The following is a 23137-nucleotide window of genomic DNA, read 5'->3' as shown; positions in this document are numbered from 1 at the left end:
TGGCTACGTGCGGGCGGCCTCGCCGGCCTCACTGTCCGCGGCCACCTCCGCCGACTGCTGCTTGGGGATCTCCACGGCTTCCGCCGCGGGGGTCGCCGCCGCAACGGTCCCGGCCTCCTCGGTCTCGTCGGCCGAAGCGGTGTCCGCCGCCAGTTCCTCCGTCGCCTCGGTCTCGGCCGCGACCGCCTCGGTCACTACCTGTTCCTTGCGGCGAAAAAGCCGGTCAAAAACGCCCATGTCTACTCCCTCAACGCTACTCGTGCGGGTGAAGTTCCGCCCTGGCCGGACCGGCCTCCGCCGGGTGCGCACCGGGCGCATCCGGGCCGGAACCTCTTCAGGGCAACGACCCCCGTCACAGCCCGTCACGTAACTCGATCGGGTACATGCCTTCGGGTTTGCGAGACTGTGCGGGTGAGGAATGCAGCTCCCGCCCCGCGGGTCATCGCCGTCGTCGGTCCCACCGCGGCCGGAAAGTCCGACTTGGGCGTCGCCCTGGCCCGCCATTTCGACGGCGAGGTCGTCAACGCCGACTCCATGCAGCTCTACCGGGGGATGGACATCGGCACCGCCAAGCTGACGACCGGGGAACGCGGAGGCGTCCCGCACCACCTCCTCGACGTCTGGGAGATCACCGAGACCGCCAGCGTCGCCGAGTACCAGCGGCTCGCGCGGGTCGAGATCGACAGGCTCCTCGCCGAGGGCCGCACGCCCGTCCTCGTCGGCGGTTCCGGGCTCTACGTGCGCGGTGCGCTCGACGCCATGGAGTTCCCCGGCACCGACCCGGTCGTACGGGCCCGACTGGAGGAGGAGGCCACCCTGCGCGGCCCCGGCGCCCTCCACGCCCGCCTCGCCGCCGCCGACCCGGCCGCCGGCGCCGCGATCCTGCCGAGCAACGGCCGGCGCATCGTGCGGGCCCTGGAGGTCATCGAGATCACGGGGCGCCCCTACACCGCCAACCTCCCCGGCCACGAGTCCGTCTACGACACCGTCCAGATCGGCGTCGATGTGGCGCGGCCGGAACTCGACGAACGGATCGCGCTGCGCGTGGACCGGATGTGGGAGGACGGGCTCGTCGACGAGGTCCGGGCCCTGGAGTCCCGGGGCCTGCGCGACGGAATCACCGCTTCCAGGGCGCTCGGCTACCAGCAGGTGCTCGACGCCCTCGCCGGCGCCTGCACCGAGGAGGAGGCGCGGGCCGAGACGGTCCGCGCCACCAAGAGGTTCGCCCGCCGGCAGGATTCGTGGTTCCGCCGGGACCCTCGGGTGCACTGGCTCAGCGGGGCGGCCGCCGACCGCGGGGAACTGGCCGGACTCGCGCAGTCGTTGGTCGAACGAGCGGTCACAGCCTGATCACGTGATGGCATCGGGACGCCCCGCACGCCCGTCCGCGGCCCGGGACCGTGCCATCATCAAACTCCTGAACAGTGGCGTACGAAGTCCGAGTGGGGAGGGCGCGTGGCTATGGAGGCCGGCCCTCGTGACACCGGGCGGGACGACACCAGACAGGAAGCGGACCCGATGCTTCCCGGCGGGTCGAGCGGCTTGTCCGGCCCCGGTGCGGCGGGGGCTCCCGAAGTCCTCGACGGCCTCGGCCTGCCCGCCGACCCGGCACGGTTGACCCCGGACGGTCCCGACGTCCCGGAGTCGGGGGTGGAGGCCGCCTCCGGCCCCGCCTTCGAGGTCGAGCTGAGGCCGCAGCGCCGCCTGCGCCTGTGGCAGATCGCCCCGATCGTGCTGCTGGCCGCCGCCGGATCCCTGATGTTCGCCTTCCCCCTCGCCTTCGAGTTCGGCGACGGCGGAGCCGTGGTCGCCATGCTCGGCTTCCTCATCAGCTGCTGCGCCGGCGGCTGGGGCATGATGGCCGCCCGCCGCGTCGGCTACTCCTGGCCCGGACTCCCGCCGCGCGGCAGCAGCCGCCGCCCCGACTGGCGCATGGCCGCGCTGTACGCGCTCGCGGCGCTCGCCGTCGTCTCCCTCGCCGTGTACCGGGTGGCCCGGCTCCGCTGACCGCCCGGGCCCCGTCGACCGGATCCCGGCCACCGGCCTGCGCCGACCGGCTGACACCGCGCTGACCTCACCCGATGCGGTCCGGATCGGCTCGGTACCATGGGCGGGTGACGCACACCACCCTCTCCTTCCTCAAGGGCCACGGGACCGAGAACGACTTCGTGATCGTTCCCGACCCGGACAACGCCATCGAGCTGCCCCCGACCGCCGTGGCCGCCCTGTGCGACCGCCGCGCGGGCATCGGGGCCGACGGTGTGCTCCACGTGGTCCGCTCCGCCGCCCACCCCGAGGCCGCCCCCATGGCCTCCGAGGCCGAGTGGTTCATGGACTACCGCAACAGCGACGGCTCCATCGCGGAGATGTGCGGCAACGGCGTCCGCGTGTTCGCCCGCTACCTCCACCACGCCGGCCACATCGAGCCGGGCGACCTCGCCGTCGCCACCCGGGGCGGCGTCAAGCGGGTCCACCTCGACAAGACCGGAGACGTCACCGTCTCCATGGGCCGCGCCGAACTCCCCGAAGGGGACGTCACCGTCTCCGTGGGCGAGCGCACCTGGCCCGCGCGGAACGTGAACATGGGGAACCCGCACGCGGTCGCGTTCGTTGAAAGCCTCGACCACGCCGGCGACCTGTACAGCCCGCCGCCGTTCAGCCCGGCCGCCGCCTACCCCACCGGGGTCAACGTCGAGTTCGTCGTCGACCGAGGCCCCCGTCACGTCGCGATGCGCGTCCACGAGCGCGGCTCCGGCGAGACCCGCTCCTGTGGCACCGGCGCCTGCGCCGTCGCCGTGGCCGCCATCCGCCGTGACGGAGTCGAACCCGCCGTCACCGGCGAACCGGCCACGTACACCGTCGATCTGCCCGGTGGCACGCTCGTCATCACCGAACACCCCGACGGGCGCGTGGACATGACCGGACCGGCCGTCATCGTGGCCGCCGGAGAGTTCGAACCGACCTGGCTCAGTGAGACGGCTTTCGCCTGAAGATTCCCTCTCACGAGTGATCCGTTTCACGCTGAGCAAGAGGTGGACTGCGCCACGTGGTGGGGTCGGTAACATCAGGCACCGGCCCTGAGGGCTCACCCCATGCCCGCCACCGCCGGTCGAAGCCGTCGGAGGTGCCCATGAGTGCAGAGGCCACGAACCCCGAAGCACATGCCGAAGTGCGCCCTGAGCTGCGCAGACGGGGCCGATCGCGGCTCGACCTGCGCAGGCTCGGGCGGGCTGCGCTGCTCGGGCCGACGTCCAGGGACCGGCTCCCGGACGCGATCGGACACGTAGCAGAAGCGCACCGTGCCCACCATCCGGACGCGGATCTGTCCGTACTGCGGCGTGCGTACCTCCTCGCGGAGACCTCCCACCGCGGTCAGATGCGCAAAAGCGGTGAGCCGTACATCACACATCCGCTCGCCGTGACCCTGATCCTGGCCGAACTCGGCGCCGAGACAACGACCTTGACCGCCTCCCTGCTGCACGACACCGTCGAGGACACCGAGGTGACACTCGACCAGGTCCGCGAGGAGTTCGGCGAGGAGGTCTGCTTCATCGTCGACGGGGTCACCAAGGTCGAGAAGATCGACTACGGCGCCGCCGCCGAGCCCGAGACCTTCCGCAAGATGCTCGTCGCCACCGGCAACGACGTCCGCGTCATGTCCATCAAGCTCGCCGACCGCCTGCACAACATGCGCACACTCGGCGTGATGCGCCCCGAGAAGCAGGCCCGCATCGCCAAGGTCACCCGCGACGTCCTGATCCCGCTCGCCGAACGCCTCGGCGTCCAGGCCCTCAAGACCGAGCTGGAAGACCTCGTCTTCGCGATCCTCCACCCCGAGGAGTACGAGCGCACCCGCGCCCTGATCTCCGCCCACACCGGCGAGGCCGACCCGCTCCCCGCCATCGCCGAATCCGTCCGCACCGTCCTGCGCGAGGCCGGCATCGCCGCCGAGGTCCAGGTGCGCCCCCGGCACTTCGTCTCCGTCCACCGCATCTCCCGCACGCGCGGCGAACTGCGGGGCTGCGACTTCGGCCGGATCCTCGTCCTCGTCGCGGAGAACGCCGACTGCTACGGGGTCCTCGGCGAACTGCACACCTGCTTCACCCCGGTCGTCTCGGAGTTCAAGGACTTCGTCGCCGCGCCCAAGTTCAACCTCTACCAGTCCCTGCACACCGCCGTCGCCGTCCCCGAGGGCTTCGTCGCCGAGGTCATCGTCCGCACCCGGCAGATGCACCGCGTCGCCGAAGCCGGGGTCGTCGCCCTCGGCAATCCGTACACCACGGGCGAACCGGTCGACTGCGACGAGGAACGCGTCGACCCCACCCGCCCCGGCTGGCTCTCCCGCCTCCTCGACTGGCAACAGTCCGCGCCCGACCCCGACACCTTCTGGACCGTGCTGCGCGCCGAGTTGGCCCAGGACCGCGAGATCACGGTCTTCCGGGAGGACGGCGGCGCCTCCGGCACCATCAGCCTGCCCGCCGGGGCCAGCTGTATCGACGCCGCCTACGCCCAGTACGGGGAAGCGGCCCACGGCTGTATCGGCGCCCGGGTCAACGGGCGCCTCACCTCGCTCTCCTCCCGGCTCTCCGACGGGGACACCGTGCAGCTGCTCCTCGCCCACGACGCCTCCTCGGGACCGGCCGCCGACTGGCTGGACCACGCCCGGACCCCCGCCGCCCGGATCGCCATCAGCAGCTGGCTGCAGGCCCATCCCGACGGAGCCGGACCCGCGGCCGCCGTGCCCCGGGCCGCGCTCTCCGTGACCGGGCTCCGCGGCGGCGGGGCCAACGCCGTCGCCGACCTGCCCGACGCCCACGTCCGCCTCGCCGGCTGCTGTACGCCCGTGCCGCCGGACGCGGTCGCCGGGTTCGTCGTGCGCGGCGGAGCCGTCACCGTGCACCGGATCCACTGCCCGGCCGTGGCCCAGATGCGCTCCGTGGGCCGCACCTCCGTCGCCGTGCACTGGCGGGCCACCGCCGACTGCCGGGTCACCCTCCGTGCCGAATCGTTCGGCCGCCCCCACCTGCTGGCCGACCTCACCGAGGCCATCGCCCGGGAGGGTGTCGAGGTGGTCTCCGCGACCGTCGAGCCGCCCGTCGAGCAGCGCGTCCACCACAGCTACACCCTCCAGCTGCCCGACGCGACGCAGCTGCCCGCCCTCATGCGGGCCATGCGGGACGTACCCGGCGTGTACGACGTCAGCCGCGCGTAGCGCCGGCCGGGCGCCCCGCCGGAACGGGAGTCGGGGACCAGGGAGCGTGGGGGAGCGGGCGTAGGGCGCGGGGGCGTGCGCGGAGGGCCCCGTTCGGGTGGCCCCGTCGCGCGTCGCGCGCGACGCCCGGTCGGGCGCTGGTAAGCGGTGGGGGATGCAGCTCACCTCCCCGCGCCTGCGCGCCGCCCTGCTGGCCGCGGCCTCCCTCACCCTCGTCGCCGCCGTCCTGCCCCCGCCCCCGGCCCTGGGCATCGGCGACCGGCTGTTCCCGGAGCTCGGCAACCCGGGCTACGACGTCCTCTCGTACGACCTGTCCCTCACGTACAAGGACAACCGCAGCCCCCTCGACGCGGTCACCGTCATCGAAGCCCGCAGCCTCCGGCCGCTGGAGCGGATCAACCTGGACTTCACGCACGGAACGGTGGCTTCCGCCGAGGTCAACGGGGAACCGGCGCGTTTCGAGAGCGCCGGGGAGGACCTCGTACTGACCCCCGCGCGGCCGGTCCCGGCGAGCGGGCCGCTGCGCATCACCGTCCGGCACACCAGCGATCCGCGCGGTCGCGCCGACGGGGGCTGGGTCCCCACCGAGGACGGCCTCGCCATGGCCAACCAGGCCGACGCCGCCCACCGGGTCTTCCCCTGCAACGACCACCCGGCCGACAAGGCGTTCTTCACCTTCCGCATCACCGCTCCCGAGGGGCTCACCGCCGTGGCCAACGGGATTCCCGGAGCCCTCCCGGCGACCCGCGCCGGCGGCGCGACCGTATGGACGTACCGCACCCTGCACCCCATGGCGACCGAGCTGGCCCAGGTCTCCATCGGCCGCTCCGCCGTCCTGCACGGCACCGGACCGCACGGACTCCCGCTGCGCGACGTCGTCCCCGAGGTCGACCGCGAACAGCTCCGGCCCTGGCTGGCGAAGACCGCCGGACACATCGAGTGGATGGAGCGGCGGGTCGGCCGCTACCCCTTCGAGAACTACGGAGTGCTCATCGCCCGCGCCACCACGGGCTTCGAGCTGGAGACGCAGACCCTCTCCCTCTTCGAGCACGGCCTCTTCACGGGGGAGGGCTACCCCGAGTGGTACGTGGAGTCCGTCATGGTCCACGAGCTGGCCCACCAGTGGTTCGGCGACAGCGTCAGCCCCCGCACCTGGTCCGATCTGTGGCTCAACGAGGGACACGCCACCTGGTACGAGGCCCTGTACGCCGACGGCCTCGGCAAGTACTCCCTGGAGCGGCGCATGCGCGAGGCGTACCAGCGCTCCGACCAGTGGCGCGCCGCCGGCGGCCCCCCGGCAGCCCCCAAGGCGGCCGCGCCGGGCGAGAAGATCGGGCTGTTCCGCCCGGCGGTCTACGACGGCGCCGCGCTGATCCTCTACGCCCTGCGCCAGGAGATCGGCACCGAGGCCTTCGACCGCGTCGAGCGGCGGTGGGTGGGAGACCACAAGGACGGCGTCGCGGGCACGGCCGACTTCGTGCGCCTCGCCTCGCAGGAGGCCGGACGCGACCTGACGAAGTTCCTGGAGCCCTGGCTCTACGGACAGACCACCCCGCCGATGCCCGGCCACCCGGAGTGGAGCGGCGCCCCGGCCAAGGCGGCCCCGGCCCCCGTCGCCCCCGTTGCCCCCGGGGCACGGGTTCCGAGTCCCGGCGCCGGGAAAACGGTATGACGGGCGCGGAACGGGCATGACACCATCGACAAGGCCGTTCGGGGAATCACCGGACGGGGTGCCGCGTTGGACGTGACAGTGTGATGTCACGCTCAGCGGTAGCTTTGGCCTCGGCCGGGCGCGGACACGATCGAATCGACGTAAGGATCCAATGACCTCCTCTTCTTCCCCTTCCCAGGAACAGCGGGACGCGCAGGACGCGCGGGATCCGCAGAGCTTCACCGAGAGCCTTCGGGCCGATGCCCTGATGGAAGAGGACGTCGCCTGGAGCCACGAGATCGACGGAGCGCGGGACGGCGACCAGCTCGACCGTTCCGAGCGGGCGGCCCTGCGCCGCGTGGCCGGTCTCTCGACCGAACTCGAAGACGTCACCGAGGTCGAGTACCGACAGCTCCGCCTGGAGCGCGTGGTCCTCGTCGGCGTCTGGACCTCGGGCACCGTGCAGGACGCGGAGAACTCCCTCGCGGAGCTCGCCGCCCTCGCCGAGACGGCGGGCGCCCTCGTCCTCGACGGCGTCATGCAGCGCCGCGACAAGCCCGACCCGGCCACCTTCATCGGTTCCGGCAAGGCCCGCGAGCTGCGCGACATCGTCATGGAGAGCGGCGCGGACACCGTCGTCTGCGACGGAGAGCTCAGCCCCGGCCAGCTCATCGCCCTCGAAGACGTCGTCAAGGTCAAGGTGGTCGACCGGACCGCCCTGATCCTCGACATCTTCGCCCAGCACGCCAAGTCCCGAGAGGGCAAGGCACAGGTCGCGCTCGCGCAGATGCAGTACATGCTCCCGCGCCTGCGCGGTTGGGGTGCCTCGCTGTCCCGCCAGATGGGTGGCGGCGGCGGTGGCGGCATGGCCACCCGTGGCCCCGGTGAAACCAAGATCGAGACCGACCGGCGCCGCATCCGCGAGAAGATGGCGAAGATGCGCCGGGAGATCGCGGACATGAAGACCGGCCGCGACATCAAGCGGCAGGAACGTCGCCGGAACAAGGTGCCCTCGGTCGCCATCGCCGGCTACACCAACGCCGGAAAGTCCTCGCTGCTCAACCGCCTCACGGGCGCGGGCGTCCTGGTGGAGAACTCGCTGTTCGCCACCCTCGACCCGACCGTGCGCCGAGCCGAGACCCCCTCCGGCCGGGTCTACACCCTGGCCGACACCGTGGGCTTCGTCCGGCACCTGCCCCACCACCTCGTCGAGGCGTTCCGCTCCACGATGGAGGAGGTCGGCGACTCCGACCTCATCCTGCACATCGTGGACGGCTCGCACCCGGCGCCGGAGGAGCAGCTGGCGGCGGTCCGCGAGGTCATCCGCGAGGTGGGCGCCGTCAACGTGCCCGAAATCGTGGTGATCAACAAGGCCGACGCGGCCGACCCGCTCGTCCTGCAGCGGCTGCTGCGCATCGAACGGCACTCCATCGCCGTGTCGGCGCGCACGGGCCTGGGCATCGAGGAACTCCTCGCGCTCATCGATTCCGAGCTGCCGCGACCGGCGGTCGAGGTGGAGGCGCTGGTGCCCTACACCCGCGGCTCGCTGATCGCCCGCGCGCACGCCGAGGGCGAGGTCCTCTCCGAGGAGCACACCCCGGAGGGCACCGTGCTCAAGGCCAGGGTCCACGCGGAACTGGCGGCCGACCTGGCTCCGTACGTTCCCGCCAAGCGGTAGGAACGGCGCGACACGAAAGAGGGCCCCCGCGGTGTGCGGGGGCCCTCTCGCGTTCCGGTCGTCGTACGTCCGGGGCGGGGCCTACTTGAACTTGGCGCTCACCGCGGCGTAGATCCCCTTGGCCTCCGGGCCCAGATGGGGCCCCGCCAACCAGCCGGCCTTGACGGGGCCGATCGAGGTGTTCGACACCAGCGCGGGCTTGCCGTCGGCGCCCGCCGCGACCCAGCCGCCGCCCGAGGCGCCGCCCGTCATGGTGCAACCGATGCGGTACATCACCGGGTCGGCCTGGCTCAGCGCCAGCCGGCCGGGCTTGTCCGCGCACTGGAAGGCCTTCTGGCCGTCGAAAGGAGCGGCCGCCGGGTAACCCGTCGCCGTGATGCTCGCGACCTTCGCCGCCGTCGGAGCGTTGAACTCCACCGGAAGCGCCGAACCGACCGTCTCCTCCAGCGACTTGCCGCCGCTCCCCTTCTCCGGGGTCACGTGCAACACCGCGAAGTCGTACGGGGCCCCCGCGCCGCCCGTCGGGCCGCCCGTCGCGATCCACTGGTCCGAGGTCTGCGCCCAGTCGCTCCACCAGACGCCGTATGGGGCCACCTGCTCGCGCGGTGCGCCCTTGAGCGCGGCGGCGGGCTTGCCCGCGTTGTTGTAGGACGGGACGAAGGCGATGTTGCGGTACCAGCCGCCGGCCTTGCCCGCGTGCACGCAATGGCCCGCCGTCCAGACCATGTTGGACTTGCCCGGGTGGGCGGGGTCCTTCACTACGGTCGCCGAGCAGACCATCGAGCCCTCGGGACCGTCGAAGAAGACCTTGCCGGACGCCGGTACGCTCGTGTGGTAGGGCGCGGCCGCGGGCTTCGCCGCCACGGCGACCGGGGTCGGGTCGCTGACGCCCTGGTCGGTGCCCGCGTCCGGGTCGACGGACGGACGCTGCGGCTGCTCGGCGTCACGCATCCGCTCCGGGTCCCACAGGCCGTCGATGATCGGGTTGACGTAGTCGCCCGCCTCGCGGAGCCAGTCCTCCCGCTTCCAGTTCTTCCACGCACCCCCCTTCCACTTCTCCAGGTCGAAGCCGTGCTCCTTGAGCTTGTCCTTGAGCTGATCCGGTATCTGGATCTCGCCCACGTCGCCGGACGGCAGGCTCGCGGCCACGGTCGGCTTGGCGTCGCCGCCGGCCTCACCGTCGCCGGGTCCGCAGGCCGCGGCGGTCAGCGCGAGCGCGGCCACGCACAGGATCGCGGTGACCGGGCGGTTCGGTCGGTTGGGTCGCATGTCGTAAGTCCCCCTGGTGTTTCGAGGTGTTGGGCGGTTCCGTTCGGGGCGGAAGTGCAGGCCCCCACTATGCCGCCGTCGGATAGGACGGCGGCCCCCGGGGCCGCGGTTCCTGCCTCCGCGAACCGCCTCGCGGCGCCCCCGGAGGGCAAGGATCTTCGAGCGACCCGTGATCCGCCGCCGTCACCGTCGTTGGTACGTACGGGGGATGGTGCGCAGCGTTCATGTTCGAGGCGCCATCGGGAAGAGCAATCCGTGCGGGAGGACCTACTGTCGTGGCCTTGACCGAGCCCGCCGCCGTCGCGGCGCAGATCCCGCACCACGAGGCGCCGCACGCCTGCGCGCCGCCCGCCACGCCGGGGGCGCCGTCCTGCGCGCCGACGTACGGGGCGTTGGCCGGGGCTGATTCCGGATCCGGTGCCGGTGTCGCATCGGGGGCCGTGGCCGGGGCGGCGTCCGGGTCCTCGTCCGGGTCCACATCCCGGTCCACGTCCGGGTCCTCGTCCGGGTCCTCGTCCGTGCCGTCGCAAGGGAGCCGGGGGCCCGTCGTCGCCGAGGCGATCCTGCGCCGGCAGGCGCTGCGCGAGTCCGCCGCCCGGACGTACGCGCGCTCGCTGCCCATCGTCCCCGTCCGCGCGCGCGGGCTGACCATCGAGGGAGCCGACGGGCGGCGCTACCTCGACTGCCTCTCCGGCGCGGGCACCCTCGCCCTCGGGCACAACCACCCCGTCGTCCTCGAAGCCATCCGCGGCGTCCTCGACTCGGGAGCCCCGCTGCACGTGCTCGACATGGCGACCCCCGTCAAGGACGCCTTCACCACGGAACTGTTCGCCAACCTCCCGGCCGGGCTCGCCGACGATGCCCGCGTGCAGTTCTGCGGCCCCGCCGGGACGGACGCCGTGGAGGCCGCGCTGAAACTGGTCCGGGCCGCCACCGGCCGCTCCGGGCTCCTCGCCTTCACGGGGGCCTACCACGGCATGACCGCCGGCGCCCTGGACGCCTCCGGCGGCGCCCCCGAGGTACGGGTCACCCGGCTGCCGTACCCGCAGGACCACCGCTGCCCCTTCGGCGTCGGCGGCCCCGAGGGCGAGAGGCTCGCCGCCCACTGGACCGAGAGCCTCCTCGACGACCCCAAGGGCGGAGTGCCCGCACCCGCCGGGATGATCGTCGAACCCGTCCAGGGCGAGGGCGGCGTCCACCCCGCCCCGGACGCCTGGCTGCGGCGGATGCGGGAGATCACGGCCGCGCGGGGGATCCCGCTGATCGCGGACGAGGTCCAGACCGGGGTCGGGCGTACCGGGGCCTTCTGGGGCGTCGACCACGCCGGTGTGGTCCCCGACGTGATGGTCCTGTCCAAGGCGATCGGAGGGAGCCTGCCGCTCGCGGTGATCGTGTACCGGGCCGAACTGGACGTCTGGGGCCCGGGGGCGCACGCCGGCACCTTCCGGGGCAACCAACTCGCCATGGCCGCCGGGACGGCCACCCTCGCCTACGTGCGCCGCAACGGGCTCGCCGAACGCGCCGCGGTACTGGGGGAGCGGATGACGACCGCCCTGCGCGGCCTGGCGGCCGACCAGCCCTGCATCGGGGACGTCCGGGGCCGCGGCCTGATGATCGGCCTCGAACTCGCCGACCCCGACACCGGGGAGTCCGCCCCGGCCCTGGCGACCGCCGTCCGCCAGGAGTGCCTGGACCGGGGCCTGATCGTCGAACTCGGCGGCCGACATTCCAGCGTGGTCCGTCTGTTGCCCCCGCTCATCCTCACCGACGAGCAGGCCGCCGCCGTCCTGGACCGCCTGGCCGACGCCCTCCCGGCCGCTGTCCGCCGCCTCCACTGACCCGCACGCGAAGGACCCCCGATGCCCGACCCCACCCCGTTCCTCCAGGCCCTCACAGAACCCGCCCCGCCCCGGCCCCTTCCACTCCGCGAGGCCCGGCCCCCCTCGGCCTCGCTGAACCCGGCCCATCCCTCGAAGGCGTCGCACGGGGATGCCGGTCCCCCCTCGGCCTCCACGGAGCCCGCCCAGGCCTCGACGGCGCCGCACCGCGACGCTTGGTTCGCCTCGGCCCCGGTGGACCCGGCTCCGTCCTCGACGGCGCCGCACCGCGCATCGACCCCGGCCTCCACGGAGCCGGCTGGGTCCTCGACTGCGCCGCCCCACGATGCTTGGTTCGCCTCGGGCCCGGTGGACCCGGCTGCGTCCTCGACGGAACCACCCCGCGACGACCGGCTCACCTCGGCCTCAGCTCAGCCGGTCGGCGGCACGCCGCCGCGTCCCCGCCCGGGCCCTCCGCCCGCCCCGGCAACGGTGCACACCACCCCGGGGTCGGCCGAGACCGCCCTACACCCGCAGACCGCTGCCACCCCGGCCTTGGTGCGCCTCGCCCCCGAGCCCAAGTCGCCCCACCCGCAGCCGACTGCTCCCGCCGCCCCGCACCAGGCGCCCTCCACCCCGGGGTCTGTTGAAGCCGCTCGGCAGCCGGAATCTGCTGCCGCCCCGGCCCTGGTACCCCCCGTCTCGGTGCCGACCGAGGCCGTCCCGCAACCGGAGGCCGCTGCTGAACGGCTCGCGGTCCGGTTCTCTCCGGAGTCCTCCGTGGCCCACTCACGCCCGACAACTCCCTTCTCCCCGGCCGAGGCCCGCCTCTCCGAGGCATCACCCGTGAGCCGCCCCCAGCTGGCAACCAGCACCGACCCGAGCCCGGTGTACCCCGCTCGGGAGCACGGGTCGGTGGAGGCGGCCCGGGCGCGGGCGGCTGCCGAGGCGACATCGAGCGGCGCACAGGCCACGACCCGAACCCGGCCCGGTCAGACCGCTGGCCTGGCGCCCCCCACCCCTGCACTCCCCGCCCCTCCGGTCCCGGTCGACGGGGCAACCCTGTGGGTCGCCCCGGCCTTCCGGGCCCTCTCGGAAACGACGGCCGCCCCTCCGCGTTCCGAACCCACCGGCCCGAATCCTGTGGACACCGGCCGTGAGGAGATGGGCGGCGTGGTGACCGGCCCCGTGGAGACCGGCATCTCGGACACCCGTCCCTTGGGCATCCGCCCAGCCGGCACCGGCCTCTCGGACACCCGCCCCGCCGAGACCCGCCCCTCCGGCACCGGCTCAGCCGGCACCGGCCTCTCGGGCATCCGCCCCGCCGGCACCGGCCCCGCCGGCACCGGCCCAGCCGGCACCGGCCCCTCGGACACCGGCCCCGCCGACACCCGCCCCTCGGGCATCCGCCCCTCCGGCTCCGGTCCGTCCGGCGCCCGCCCCTCGGACGCCGAGCGCTCGGCGCCGCCGGCCCGAGGCGCCGCCGGGCCTACCTCGGCAGGCCCGGACGGTGAGGTCCGAGCCCCGGCGGGCCTGGCCGGCGGGCCCGATACCGGCGTGGCCCCGCCCGAGGCGGAGCCGGGCACGGCCGCCCACGCCCGCCCCGCCGAGGCGATCGCGCCGAGCACGGTGCCCCGGCAGAAGGACGGCGCCCCCCGCTCCCGCCCGGGCGGGTCCGGCACCGGCGGCCTCGAACCGGCCGCCGCGCCCGACCCGTTGGACCACCACGACCCCGCCCTCGCCGCCGAGGCCGCGACGGTGGAGAACCTGCTGCGGTGCTGGGTCCGGGAAAGCGGCATCCTCCGCCCCGACGGGCCCGCCGGAACGCTCCTGCGCATCCCCCTCCCCGCGTCCGGCGTCGAACTCCTGGTGCCCGTCCGACACTGGTCCCTCGCGGGCTGGCACCGCTTCGGCCCCGCCCGCCTCGCAGGCTCCCCGACCCACGCCCCCGCCCTGGACGCTGTGACCCTCGCCGCCCTGCTCGCCCGCGAGGGCGACGGCCGTGGCGGAGCCGACCTCGTCGGCAGGGTCGCCGACTCCGTACGCCGCACCTCCGAATTCGTCGCCGACCGGCGCCGACGTCCCACCGCCCCCGCTCCCGTCCTCGCGGACCGCTTCCTGACCGCCGAACAGTCCCTCCTCCTCGGACACCCCCTCCAACCGGACCCGAAGAGCCGCGAAGGACTCTCCGAGGCCGAGATCCGCCGGTACTCACCCGAACTCCACGGCTCCTTCCCCCTGCACTGGGTCGCCGTCGCACCGGCCGCCCTCGCCACCGACTCCGCCTGGACCGAACGGGGCCGCCCGGTCTCCGCGTCCCAACTGCTCACCCGGCTCGCACCGGAACTCCCGCTGCCCGCCGGCACCACCCCTCTTCCCCTGCACCCGTGGCAGGCCCGCGACCTCCTCCAGCGCCCCGCCGTCACCGCTCTCCGCGAGGCCGGACTCCTGATCGACCTGGGCCCGTACGGTGCCCCCTGGTACCCCACCTCCTCCGTCCGGACCGTCCACCGCCCCGGCGCCCCCGCGATGCTCAAGCTCTCCCTGGGCCTGCGCATCACCAACTCCCGCCGGGAGAACCTCCGCAAGGAACTCCACCGCGGAGTCGAAGCGCACCGACTGCTCCGCACCGGCCTCGCCGAGCAATGGCAGACGGGCCACCCCGGCTTCGACATCGTCCGCGACCCCGCCTGGGTCGCCGTCGACGCCCTCGACGGCACTCCCGTCCGAGGGTTCGACGCCCTCCTGCGCCACAACCCCTTCCGACCGGGCGACGACGCCGTCTGCGTCGCCGCGCTCACGGCCCCGCGTCCCTGGCCCGGTCGGGCCACGATGTCCTCCCGGCTCGCCGAGACCGTCGCCCGGCTCGCCACCACCACCGGCCGCTCCACCTCCGCCGTGGCCGCCGAGTGGTTCCTGCGCTACCTCGAACACGTGGTCCTGCCGGTCCTCGCCTTCGACGCACTCGCGGGCATCGCCCTCGAAGCCCACCAGCAGAACACCCTGGTGCTCCTCGACCCCTCCGGATGGCCCGTGGGCGGCCGCTTCCGCGACAACCAGGGCTACTACTTCCGCGAGTCCCGTCGCACGGAACTGGAACGACGTCTCCCCGGCATCGGCGAGGCCAGCGACACCTTCGTCCCCGACGCCGTCACCGACGAACGCTTCGCCTACTACCTCGGCATCAACAACGTGCTCGGGCTCATCGGCGCCTTCGGCTCCCAGCACCTCGCCGACGAACGCGTGCTCCTCGCCGCGTTCCGCCGCTTCCTCGGCAAGGCCGCCGACCTGGGACCGCTGCCCACCCACCTGCTCGACTCACCCACCCTGCGCTGCAAGGCGAACCTGCTGACCCGCCTGGGTGGACTCGACGAACTCGTGGGCCCCGTCGATACCCAGTCCGTCTACGTCACCATCGCCAACCCCCTCCACGCCTGACGCGCTCCCACCGACACGGAGAAGAGCCCGATGCCCGCCACCGCCACCCCCGTCGAACCCCGCCTCACGGCACGGATGTTGCCCCTGCTCGCCGAGGCGGACCTGCTGGACTCACCCGCCGGCTGGGGCTCCGTCACCACCGCCGCCGGCAGTTTCCACCTCGAACCCGTACGACCGGCCCGTGACCTCGAACTGCTCACCCGGTGGATGAACGACCCCGAGGTGGCCGCGTACTGGGAACTTGGCGGCCCCTCCACCCTCACGGCGGCCCACCTCCGCGCCCAGCTCGACGGCGACGGCCGCAGCCTTCCCTGCCTGGGCATCCTGAACGGCGCCCCCATGAGCTATTGGGAGATCTACCGGGCCGATCTCGACCCGATCGCCCACCACTACCCGTCGCGCCCCCACGACATGGGTATCCACCTGCTCATCGGAGAGGGCACGAACCGTGGCAGGGGACTTGGCGCCACCCTGCTGCGCACCGTCGCCGACCTGGTCCTCGACAACCGGCCCCCGTGCACCCGCGTGATCGCCGAACCGGACATCCGCAACACCCCTTCCGTCTCCGCCTTCCTGACCGCCGGTTTCCGCTACAGCACGGAAATCGACCTTCCCGAGAAGCGCGCCGCGCTGATGATCCGGGAGCAGGCGCTGCGCAACCTCCTCTGACCCCGTCCGCCCGCCGCCCGCCGCCCGCCGCCCGCCGCCCGCCGCCCGCCGCCCGCCGCTCGCCGACTGGCCGGCTGGCCAACCGACCGGCCGGTCGACTGCCTCTCCCTTCGAAAACTCTGCTCCACACAGCAAAGTTCCCGATCGGCGGGCCTGCCCGGGCTCGCCCCCCAAGCCGGCGGCTCGGCGTCCCCGAGGGCGACCTCCGGTCCCTCGTACGGGCGGAGATCCTGCGCCAGCGGGCCCGCTTCCCGAGCTCAAGGAGCGGTACGAGCTCTTCGACCTGCCACCCGTGACGTCCGAACGGGGCGGCCGGTGTCGGTGGCGCCCCGTAGGCTTGGCACTGCTATGACGAAGCCCTCCCTCCCCGACCTGCTGCACGCCGCCGTCTCCGCCGTCGGCGGCACGGAGCGGCCCGGCCAGGTGGCCATGGCCGAAGCCGTCGCCGAAGCGATCGATGACAACTCCCACCGGCTGATCCAGGCCGGCACCGGCACCGGAAAGTCCCTCGGCTACCTGGTGCCCGCCCTCGCGCACGGCGAGCGCGTGGTGGTCGCCACGGCGACGCTGGCGCTCCAGCGGCAGCTCGTCGAGCGGGACCTGCCCCGCACGGTCGAAGCACTGCACCCGCAGCTGCGCCGCCGGCCGCAGTTCGCCATGCTCAAGGGACGCTCCAACTACCTCTGCCTCCACCGCCTCCACGAGGGGGCGCCGCAGGACGAGGAGGAGGGGCTCTTCGACCAGTTCGAGGCCGCCGCCCCGAGCAGCAAGCTCGGCAAGGACCTGCTGCGCCTGCGCGACTGGGCCGACGAGACCGAGACCGGCGACCGGGACGACCTCACCCCCGGCGTCTCGGACAAGGCGTGGAGCCAGATCTCGGTCTCCTCCCGCGAGTGCCTGGGTGCGACGAAGTGCGCCTACGGGGCCGAGTGCTTCGCCGAGGCGGCCCGCGAGCGGGCCAAGCTCGCCGACGTGGTGGTCACCAACCACGCCCTCCTGGCCATCGACGCCATCCAGGGTGCGCCCGTGCTGCCCCAGCACGAGGTGCTGATCGTGGACGAGGCCCACGAGCTGGTCTCCCGCGTCACCGGAGTGGCCACCGGGGAACTCACCCCGGGCCAGGTCAACCGGGCCGTGAAGCGCGCCGCCAAGCTCGTGGACGAGAAGACCGCCGACTCCCTGCAGACCGCCTCCGAGTCCTTCGAACGCGTCATGGAGCTGGCCCTGCCCGGCCGGCTGGAGGAGGTCCCCGAGGACCTCCTCTACGCGCTGATGGCCCTGCGCGACGCCGCCCGCAACGTGATCTCCGCGATGGGCGCCACCCGCGACAAGTCCGTCCAGGACGAGGACGCCGTCCGCAAGCAGGCCCTCGCGGCGGTCGAAGGCGTGCACAGCGTGGCGGAGCGGATCGCCAACCACTCCGAGTACGACGTCGTCTGGTACGAACGCCACGACCGCTTCGGCGCCACCCTCCGGGTCGCCCCGCTCTCGGTCTCCGGGCTGCTGCGGGAGAAGCTCTTCGAGGACCGCTCGGTGGTCCTCACCTCCGCCACCCTGAAACTGGGCGGCGACTTCAACGGGGTCGCGGCGTCCCTCGGCCTCTCGCCCGAGGGCATCGAGGGGGACGACGTGCCGATCTGGCGGGGCCTGGACGTAGGATCCCCCTTCGACTACCCGAAGCAGGGCATCCTCTACGTCGCCAAGCACCTGGCCACTCCGGGCCGGGAGGGCACCCGCGGCGACATGATGGACGAACTGGCGGAGCTGATCGAAGCCGCCGGGGGCCGCACCCTCGGCCTCTTCTCCTCCATGCGCGGAGCCAAGGCGGCGGCCGAGGAACTCCGTGGCCGGCTCGACCACCCGATCCTCCTTCAGGGTGAGGAGACCCTCGGCGAGCTGATCAAGACCTTCTCCGCCGACCCGAAGACGTGCCTGTTCGGCACGCTCTCGCTGTGGCAGGGCGTGGACGTACCCGGCCCCAGCTGCCAGCTCGTGATCATGGACCGGATCCCGTTCCCCCGGCCCGACGACCCGCTGATGAGCGCACGGCAGAAGTCGGTGGAGGAACACGGGGGCAACGGGTTCATGGCGGTCGCCGCCACGCACGCGGCCCTGCTGATGGCCCAGGGCGCGGGAAGGCTTGTCCGTGCCTCCGGGGACCGGGGTGTGGTCGCCGTCCTGGACCCGCGCCTGGCCACCGCCCGCTACGGCAGCTTCCTGCGCGCCACGCTGCCCGACTTCTGGTACACCACCGACCGCAACCAGGTCCGCCGCTCGCTGGCCGCGATCGACGCCACCGCGCAGGCGGACGGCACATAGCCCCTGCCGTCGAGCGGGCAGGGGCTTGCGCGCGAGCCGCACCGCAGTCGGCGCGGAGAACGAACAGCTCCGGGACCGGCGCAGTGGATCCCGGAGCTGGTACGAGGGCCGGGGGCCGTCAGAGCCGGCGGAGGACGGCGACGACCTTGCCGAGGATGGTGGCCTCGTCGCCGGGGATCGGCTGGTAGGCGGCGTTGTGCGGGAGCAGCCAGACGTGGCCGTCCTCGCGCTTGAACCGCTTGACGGTGGCCTCACCGTCCAGCATCGCGGCGACGACGTCGCCGTTCTCCGCCACCGGCTGACGGCGCACGGTGACCCAGTCGCCGTCACAGATGGCGGCCTCGATCATCGAGTCGCCGACGACCTTCAGAACGAAGAGTTCACCGTCGCCGACGAGCTGGCGGGGGAGGGGGAACACGTCCTCCACCGACTCCTCGGCGAGGATCGGGCCACCGGCCGCGATCCGACCGACCAGGGGCACGTAGGAGGCGGCGGGCTTGCCCGTGGTGTCGGTGGGCTGCGAGCTGGGCTGGTCCGAGCCGCGCACTTCGTAGGCGCGGGGCCGGTGCGGGTCCCGGCGGAGGAAGCCCTTGCGCTCCAGCGCCATCAGCTGGTGCGCCACGGACGAGGTGCTGGAGAGGCCGACCGCCTGGCCGATCTCGCGCATCGACGGCGGGTAGCCGCGGCGCTGCACCGAGTCCCGGATGACTTCGATGACCCTCCGCTGCCGGTCCGTGAGCCCGGAACTGTCGGCGCGGATGCCTGGAGGTCGCCCGGGCAGCGAGCGTGCGGGGCGCGCGGGCTCCGCCTCCGGGTTCTGACTTGCGTCATTCATGGCATGCACCGGCTCAAGTCGGCTCTGGGAGCGGTTCTGGGCAGTGATGGTGGCGGCACTGTCTGCGGTGGTGGTCACGTCGGCCCCTCTCGAAATGTTCTCCCTAGCTGGACAACGGTAGTAGCTTTCGAAAGGTTGCGCCAAACACACGTTCGAGTGAAAAATCGAGGATCCCCCACCTGGGCTAGATCGGTGGGTGTATGGGTGATCGATGCGCCCTTCGCGGACGTGCCCGAAAGGGGCTGACCGGCGCGTTTGCCCCCGCGCCGCGACAGCGCCCGGGACTCGCGTCCAGGGGTCCGTTCGGGCGCCGGGTTCCGAACGTGGGTTCGGCTCGGCGTGCGCTCCTTACGGTACCCTTCCCCGTTGGGTCGCCCGCTCCGGGATCATCCCCAGTGTGGCATCGGGAACGTGTCGCTCCGGGTATCGGACGCCGCGACACGCGGAGTGGAGAAAATCCGCCGCAACCCAAGATCTAGTGGTTGGATGAGCGTCGCCACCCAGAGGTTGTGGTCCCCGGTCTACCGGCGGTCCCGACATCGCATATGCTTGTGGCTGCTTCACGAGCCCCCGGCAGGGTCCCGATCCTGCCGCTGAGGGGCTCCGTGGGGTGATTCGTTCGTGCCAAAAAGGAAGGGTGAGGGAACCATGCACTGCCCCTTCTGCAGGCACCCCGACAGCCGCGTGGTCGACAGCCGCACCACGGATGACGGGACGTCGATCCGCAGGCGCCGTCAGTGCCCCGACTGCTCCCGTCGCTTCACGACGGTGGAGACGGCCTCGCTGATGGTGATCAAGCGCAGCGGTGTCACCGAACCCTTCAGTCGCACCAAGGTCATCTCTGGCGTCCGCAAGGCGTGCCAGGGTCGACCGGTCACCGAGGACGCCCTCGCCAAGCTCGGCCAGCGGGTCGAGGAAGCGCTGCGCGCCACCGGGAGCGCCGAGCTGACCACCCACGACGTGGGTCTGGCCATACTCGGCCCCTTGCAGGAACTCGACCTCGTCGCCTACCTGCGGTTCGCATCCGTCTACAAAGCGTTCGACACCCTCGAAGACTTCGAGACCGCCATCGCGGAACTGCGCGATCGGCGGCCTCATCCCAACGAGCGCGAGCCCGGTGGGACCCCCCAGGCGGTCCCCGTGCCCGCCTCCGCCACCGACTGACCGGACGGCCGCACCTCGGTGCGGCGCGTTCGGCCCGGGTCGGCAGGGCGAGATTCGTAGTTACAAGACACACAGCACCGTGCCGCGGAATAGCGATGGCACTTTAGGGCGTTTTTGCCCGCATATGGGAGGCGGCCATGACAGAGACGGCGAGCAGCTCGGCGCGAGGTTCCCGCACCAAGGGGATCAAGGCCGCCAAGGGCGGCCTGCGGATCGAGCGCATCCACACGACTCCGGGCGTGCACCCGTACGACGAGGTGAGCTGGGAGCTCCGTGACGTCGTCATGACCAACTGGCGCGACGGCTCGGTCAACTTCGAGCAGCGTGGCGTCGAGTTCCCCGACTTCTGGTCGGTGAACGCGGTCAACATCGTCACCAGCAAGTACTTCCGCGGAGCGGTCGGCAGCCCGCAGCGCGAGACCGGTCTGAAGCAGCTCATCGACCGGATCGTGAAGACCTACACCAAGGCCGGCGACGACCACGGTTACTTCGCCTCCCCGGCCGACTCCGAGATCTTCGAGCACGAGCTGACGTACGCGCTCCTGCACCAGATCTTCAGCTTCAACTCGCCGGTCTGGTTCAACGTCGGCACCCCGCAGCCGCAGCAGGTCTCCGCCTGCTTCATCCTGGCCGTCGACGACTCCATGGAGTCGATCCTCGACTGGTACAAGGAAGAGGGCATGATCTTCAAGGGCGGCTCCGGCGCCGGCCTGAACCTCTCCCGCATCCGCTCCTCCAAGGAGCTCCTCTCCTCCGGCGGCAACGCCTCCGGTCCGGTCTCCTTCATGCGCGGCGCCGACGCGTCCGCGGGAACGATCAAGTCGGGTGGCGCCACCCGCCGCGCGGCCAAGATGGTCGTCCTGGACGTGGACCACCCGGACGTCGAGGACTTCATCGCCACCAAGGTGAAGGAAGAGGAGAAGATCCGCGCCCTGCGCGACGCGGGCTTCGACATGGACCTGGGCGGCGACGACATCACGTCCGTCCAGTACCAGAACGCCAACAACTCCGTCCGCGTGAACGACGAGTTCATGACGGCCGTCGAGAACGGCACCGAGTTCGGTCTGCGTGCCCGCATGACCGGTGAGGTCATCGAGAAGGTCGACGCCAAGGCGCTCTTCCGCAAGCTCGCCGAGGCCGCGTGGGCCTGCGCCGACCCGGGCATCCAGTACGACGGTGTGATCAACAACTGGCACACCTGCCCCGAGTCCGGCCGCATCACCGCGTCGAACCCGTGCAGCGAGTACATGCACCTGGACAACACGTCCTGCAACCTCGCCTCGCTGAACCTGATGAAGTTCCTCAACGACGACTCCAAGGGCAACCAGTCCTTCGACGCCGAGCGCTTCTCCAAGGTCGTCGAGCTGGTCATCACCGCGATGGACATCTCCATCTGCTTCGCCGACTTCCCGACGCAGAAGATCGGCGAGAACACCCGCGCCTTCCGCCAGCTGGGCATCGGCTACGCCAACCTCGGCGCCCTGCTCATGGCCACCGGCCACGCGTACGACTCGGACGGCGGCCGCACCCTCGCCGCCTCGATCACCTCGCTGATGACCGGCACCGCCTACAAGCGTTCCGCCGAGCTGGCCGCCATCGTCGGCCCGTACGACGGCTACGCCCGCAACGCCGACGCCCACAAGCGCGTCATGAAGCAGCACGCGGACGCCAACACCGTCGCCCCGCGCACCGCGGACCTCGACAACGTGATCTGGGCCGCGGCCACCGAGGCCTGGCAGGACGTCCTGCGCCTCGGCGAGAAGAACGGCTTCCGCAACTCCCAGGCCTCCGTCCTCGCGCCGACCGGCACCATCGGTCTCGCGATGTCCTGCGACACCACCGGTGTCGAGCCGGACCTGGCCCTGGTCAAGTTCAAGAAGCTCGTCGGCGGCGGCTCGATGCAGATCGTCAACGGCACCGTTCCGCAGGCCCTGCGCCGCCTGGGTTACCAGGAGGAGCAGATCGAGGCGATCGTCGAGCACATCGCCGAGCACGGTGTCGTCGTCGACGCCCCGGGCCTGAAGACCGAGCACTACTCGGTGTTCGACTGCGCCATGGGCGAGCGTTCCATCTCCGCGATGGGCCACGTCCGCATGATGGCGGCGATCCAGCCCTGGATCTCCGGCGCGATCTCGAAGACGGTCAACATGCCGGAGACGGCGACCGTCGAGGAGATCGAGGAGATCTACTTCGAGGCGTGGAAGCTGGGCGTCAAGGCGCTCGCGATCTACCGCGACAACTGCAAGGTCGGTCAGCCCCTCTCCGCCAAGAAGAAGGAGGAGGCGAAGACCGAGGTCACCGCGAAGGCCGAAGAGACGATCCGTACGGCCGTCGAGAAGGTCATCGAGTACCGTCCGGTCCGCAAGCGCCTCCCCAAGGGCCGCCCGGGGATCACCACCTCCTTCACGGTCGGTGGCGCCGAGGGCTACATGACCGCGAACTCCTACCCGGACGACGGTCTGGGCGAGGTCTTCCTGAAGATGTCCAAGCAGGGCTCGACCCTCGCGGGCATGATGGACGCCTTCTCCATCGCCGTCTCCGTCGGTCTGCAGTACGGGGTCCCGCTGGAGACCTACGTCGCGAAGTTCACGAACATGCGCTTCGAGCCGGCCGGTATGACGGACGACCCGGACGTGCGGATGGCGCAGTCGATCGTCGACTACATCTTCCGTCGCGTGGCGCTCGACTTCCTGCCCTTCGAGACCCGCTCGGCGCTCGGCATCCACTCCGCCGAGGAGCGTCAGCGCCACCTCGACACCGGCTCCTACGAGCCGCTCGACGGCGAGCAGCTCGACACGGAGACCCTGGCCCAGTCGGCTCCGCTCACGGCGGTCCCGACCCCGAAGCCGGAAGCCGTCCAGGTCCCGGCCCCCAAGACGGCGCACTCCAACGCCGAACTGGTCGAGATGCAGCTCGGCGTCTCCGCCGACGCCCCGCTCTGCTTCTCGTGCGGTACGAAGATGCAGCGCGCCGGCTCCTGCTACATCTGCGAGGGCTGCGGCTCGACCAGCGGCTGCAGCTGACCTCGGGCTGAGCCGCGTAGGACATCGTCCTGCGCGGCTCGCCCGAGCGGCTGACCCGCGGT

The 23137-nt window shown here is 72.2% G+C and carries 15 protein-coding genes; 12 read left to right on the top strand and 3 right to left on the bottom strand.

Features of this window, described 5'->3' with window-relative positions:
• Positions 1 to 3 precede the first annotated feature (3 nt).
• Positions 4 to 195, bottom strand: coding sequence for a gliding motility protein (locus ACIOD1_RS17135; protein WP_401903002.1), 192 nt, complete (start codon positions 193 to 195; stop codon positions 4 to 6).
• A 216-nt stretch (positions 196 to 411) separates the two neighbouring features.
• Between ACIOD1_RS17135 and miaA the strand changes: the two genes are divergently transcribed.
• The 6 genes from miaA to hflX all read left to right on the top strand — a co-directional run bounded on the left by miaA (position 412) and on the right by hflX (position 8541).
• Entirely contained in the window at positions 412 to 1350 is a 939-nt protein-coding gene (miaA, locus tag ACIOD1_RS17130) for a tRNA (adenosine(37)-N6)-dimethylallyltransferase MiaA (protein WP_365616303.1), read from the top strand.
• A gap of 111 nt (positions 1351 to 1461) precedes the next feature.
• Positions 1462 to 2007, top strand: a complete 546-nt coding sequence (locus ACIOD1_RS17125) for a hypothetical protein (protein ID WP_365616844.1) — start codon at positions 1462 to 1464, stop codon at positions 2005 to 2007.
• 107 nt (positions 2008 to 2114) lie between these two features.
• A complete protein-coding gene (gene dapF, locus ACIOD1_RS17120) occupies positions 2115 to 2990 on the top strand; it encodes a diaminopimelate epimerase (RefSeq protein WP_401903000.1) in 876 nt (291 codons plus the stop codon).
• A gap of 140 nt (positions 2991 to 3130) precedes the next feature.
• The gene (locus ACIOD1_RS17115) at positions 3131 to 5212 is read left to right on the top strand and encodes an HD domain-containing protein (RefSeq protein WP_365616306.1); all 2082 of its coding nucleotides are present in this window, start codon (positions 3131 to 3133) and stop codon (positions 5210 to 5212) included.
• A 154-nt stretch (positions 5213 to 5366) separates the two neighbouring features.
• Positions 5367 to 6884 (top strand): M1 family metallopeptidase, encoded by a 1518-nt coding sequence (locus ACIOD1_RS17110; RefSeq protein ID WP_401902998.1) that lies wholly within the window; start codon positions 5367 to 5369, stop codon positions 6882 to 6884.
• 151 nt (positions 6885 to 7035) lie between these two features.
• Positions 7036 to 8541 (top strand): GTPase HflX, encoded by a 1506-nt coding sequence (hflX, locus tag ACIOD1_RS17105; protein WP_401902995.1) that lies wholly within the window; start codon positions 7036 to 7038, stop codon positions 8539 to 8541.
• 81 nt (positions 8542 to 8622) lie between these two features.
• Here the strand turns inward: hflX and ACIOD1_RS17100 are convergent, their stop codons facing one another.
• Complete coding sequence (locus ACIOD1_RS17100; RefSeq protein WP_365616311.1) at positions 8623 to 9810, bottom strand: hypothetical protein; 1188 nt, start codon at positions 9808 to 9810, stop codon at positions 8623 to 8625.
• A 518-nt stretch (positions 9811 to 10328) separates the two neighbouring features.
• Between ACIOD1_RS17100 and ACIOD1_RS17095 the strand changes: the two genes are divergently transcribed.
• The 4 genes from ACIOD1_RS17095 (at position 10329) to ACIOD1_RS17080 (ending at position 18053) form a co-directional block, all read left to right on the top strand.
• Complete coding sequence (locus ACIOD1_RS17095) at positions 10329 to 11648, top strand: diaminobutyrate--2-oxoglutarate transaminase family protein (protein WP_365616846.1); 1320 nt, start codon at positions 10329 to 10331, stop codon at positions 11646 to 11648.
• Positions 11649 to 13184: 1536 nt separating this feature from the next.
• On the top strand, positions 13185 to 15065 hold the full coding sequence (locus ACIOD1_RS17090) for an IucA/IucC family protein (protein WP_401903088.1): 1881 nt from the start codon (positions 13185 to 13187) through the stop codon (positions 15063 to 15065).
• 30 nt (positions 15066 to 15095) lie between these two features.
• The gene (locus ACIOD1_RS17085; protein ID WP_365616315.1) at positions 15096 to 15734 is read left to right on the top strand and encodes a GNAT family N-acetyltransferase; all 639 of its coding nucleotides are present in this window, start codon (positions 15096 to 15098) and stop codon (positions 15732 to 15734) included.
• A gap of 348 nt (positions 15735 to 16082) precedes the next feature.
• A complete protein-coding gene (locus ACIOD1_RS17080) occupies positions 16083 to 18053 on the top strand; it encodes an ATP-dependent DNA helicase (RefSeq protein WP_401902993.1) in 1971 nt (656 codons plus the stop codon).
• 118 nt (positions 18054 to 18171) lie between these two features.
• Here ACIOD1_RS17080 and lexA read toward each other — a convergent pair whose 3' ends face one another.
• Positions 18172 to 18966, bottom strand: a complete 795-nt coding sequence (lexA, locus tag ACIOD1_RS17075; protein WP_365616319.1) for a transcriptional repressor LexA — start codon at positions 18964 to 18966, stop codon at positions 18172 to 18174.
• Between the two features lie 570 nt (positions 18967 to 19536).
• Between lexA and nrdR the strand changes: the two genes are divergently transcribed.
• Both nrdR and ACIOD1_RS17065 read left to right on the top strand, forming a co-directional pair.
• Positions 19537 to 20052: a transcriptional regulator NrdR gene (gene nrdR / locus ACIOD1_RS17070; RefSeq protein WP_365616321.1), complete on the top strand. Its 516-nt coding sequence runs from the start codon at positions 19537 to 19539 to the stop codon at positions 20050 to 20052.
• A 137-nt stretch (positions 20053 to 20189) separates the two neighbouring features.
• Positions 20190 to 23075, top strand: a complete 2886-nt coding sequence (locus ACIOD1_RS17065) for a vitamin B12-dependent ribonucleotide reductase (RefSeq protein WP_401902990.1) — start codon at positions 20190 to 20192, stop codon at positions 23073 to 23075.
• The last annotated feature ends 62 nt before the right edge of the window (positions 23076 to 23137 follow it).

This window comes from Streptomyces sp. NPDC088097 (assembly GCF_044741845.1).
In the GTDB taxonomy this organism is placed as follows: Bacteria; Actinomycetota; Actinomycetes; order Streptomycetales; family Streptomycetaceae; genus Streptomyces.
This window is presented reverse-complemented; position numbering and strand designations above follow the sequence as displayed.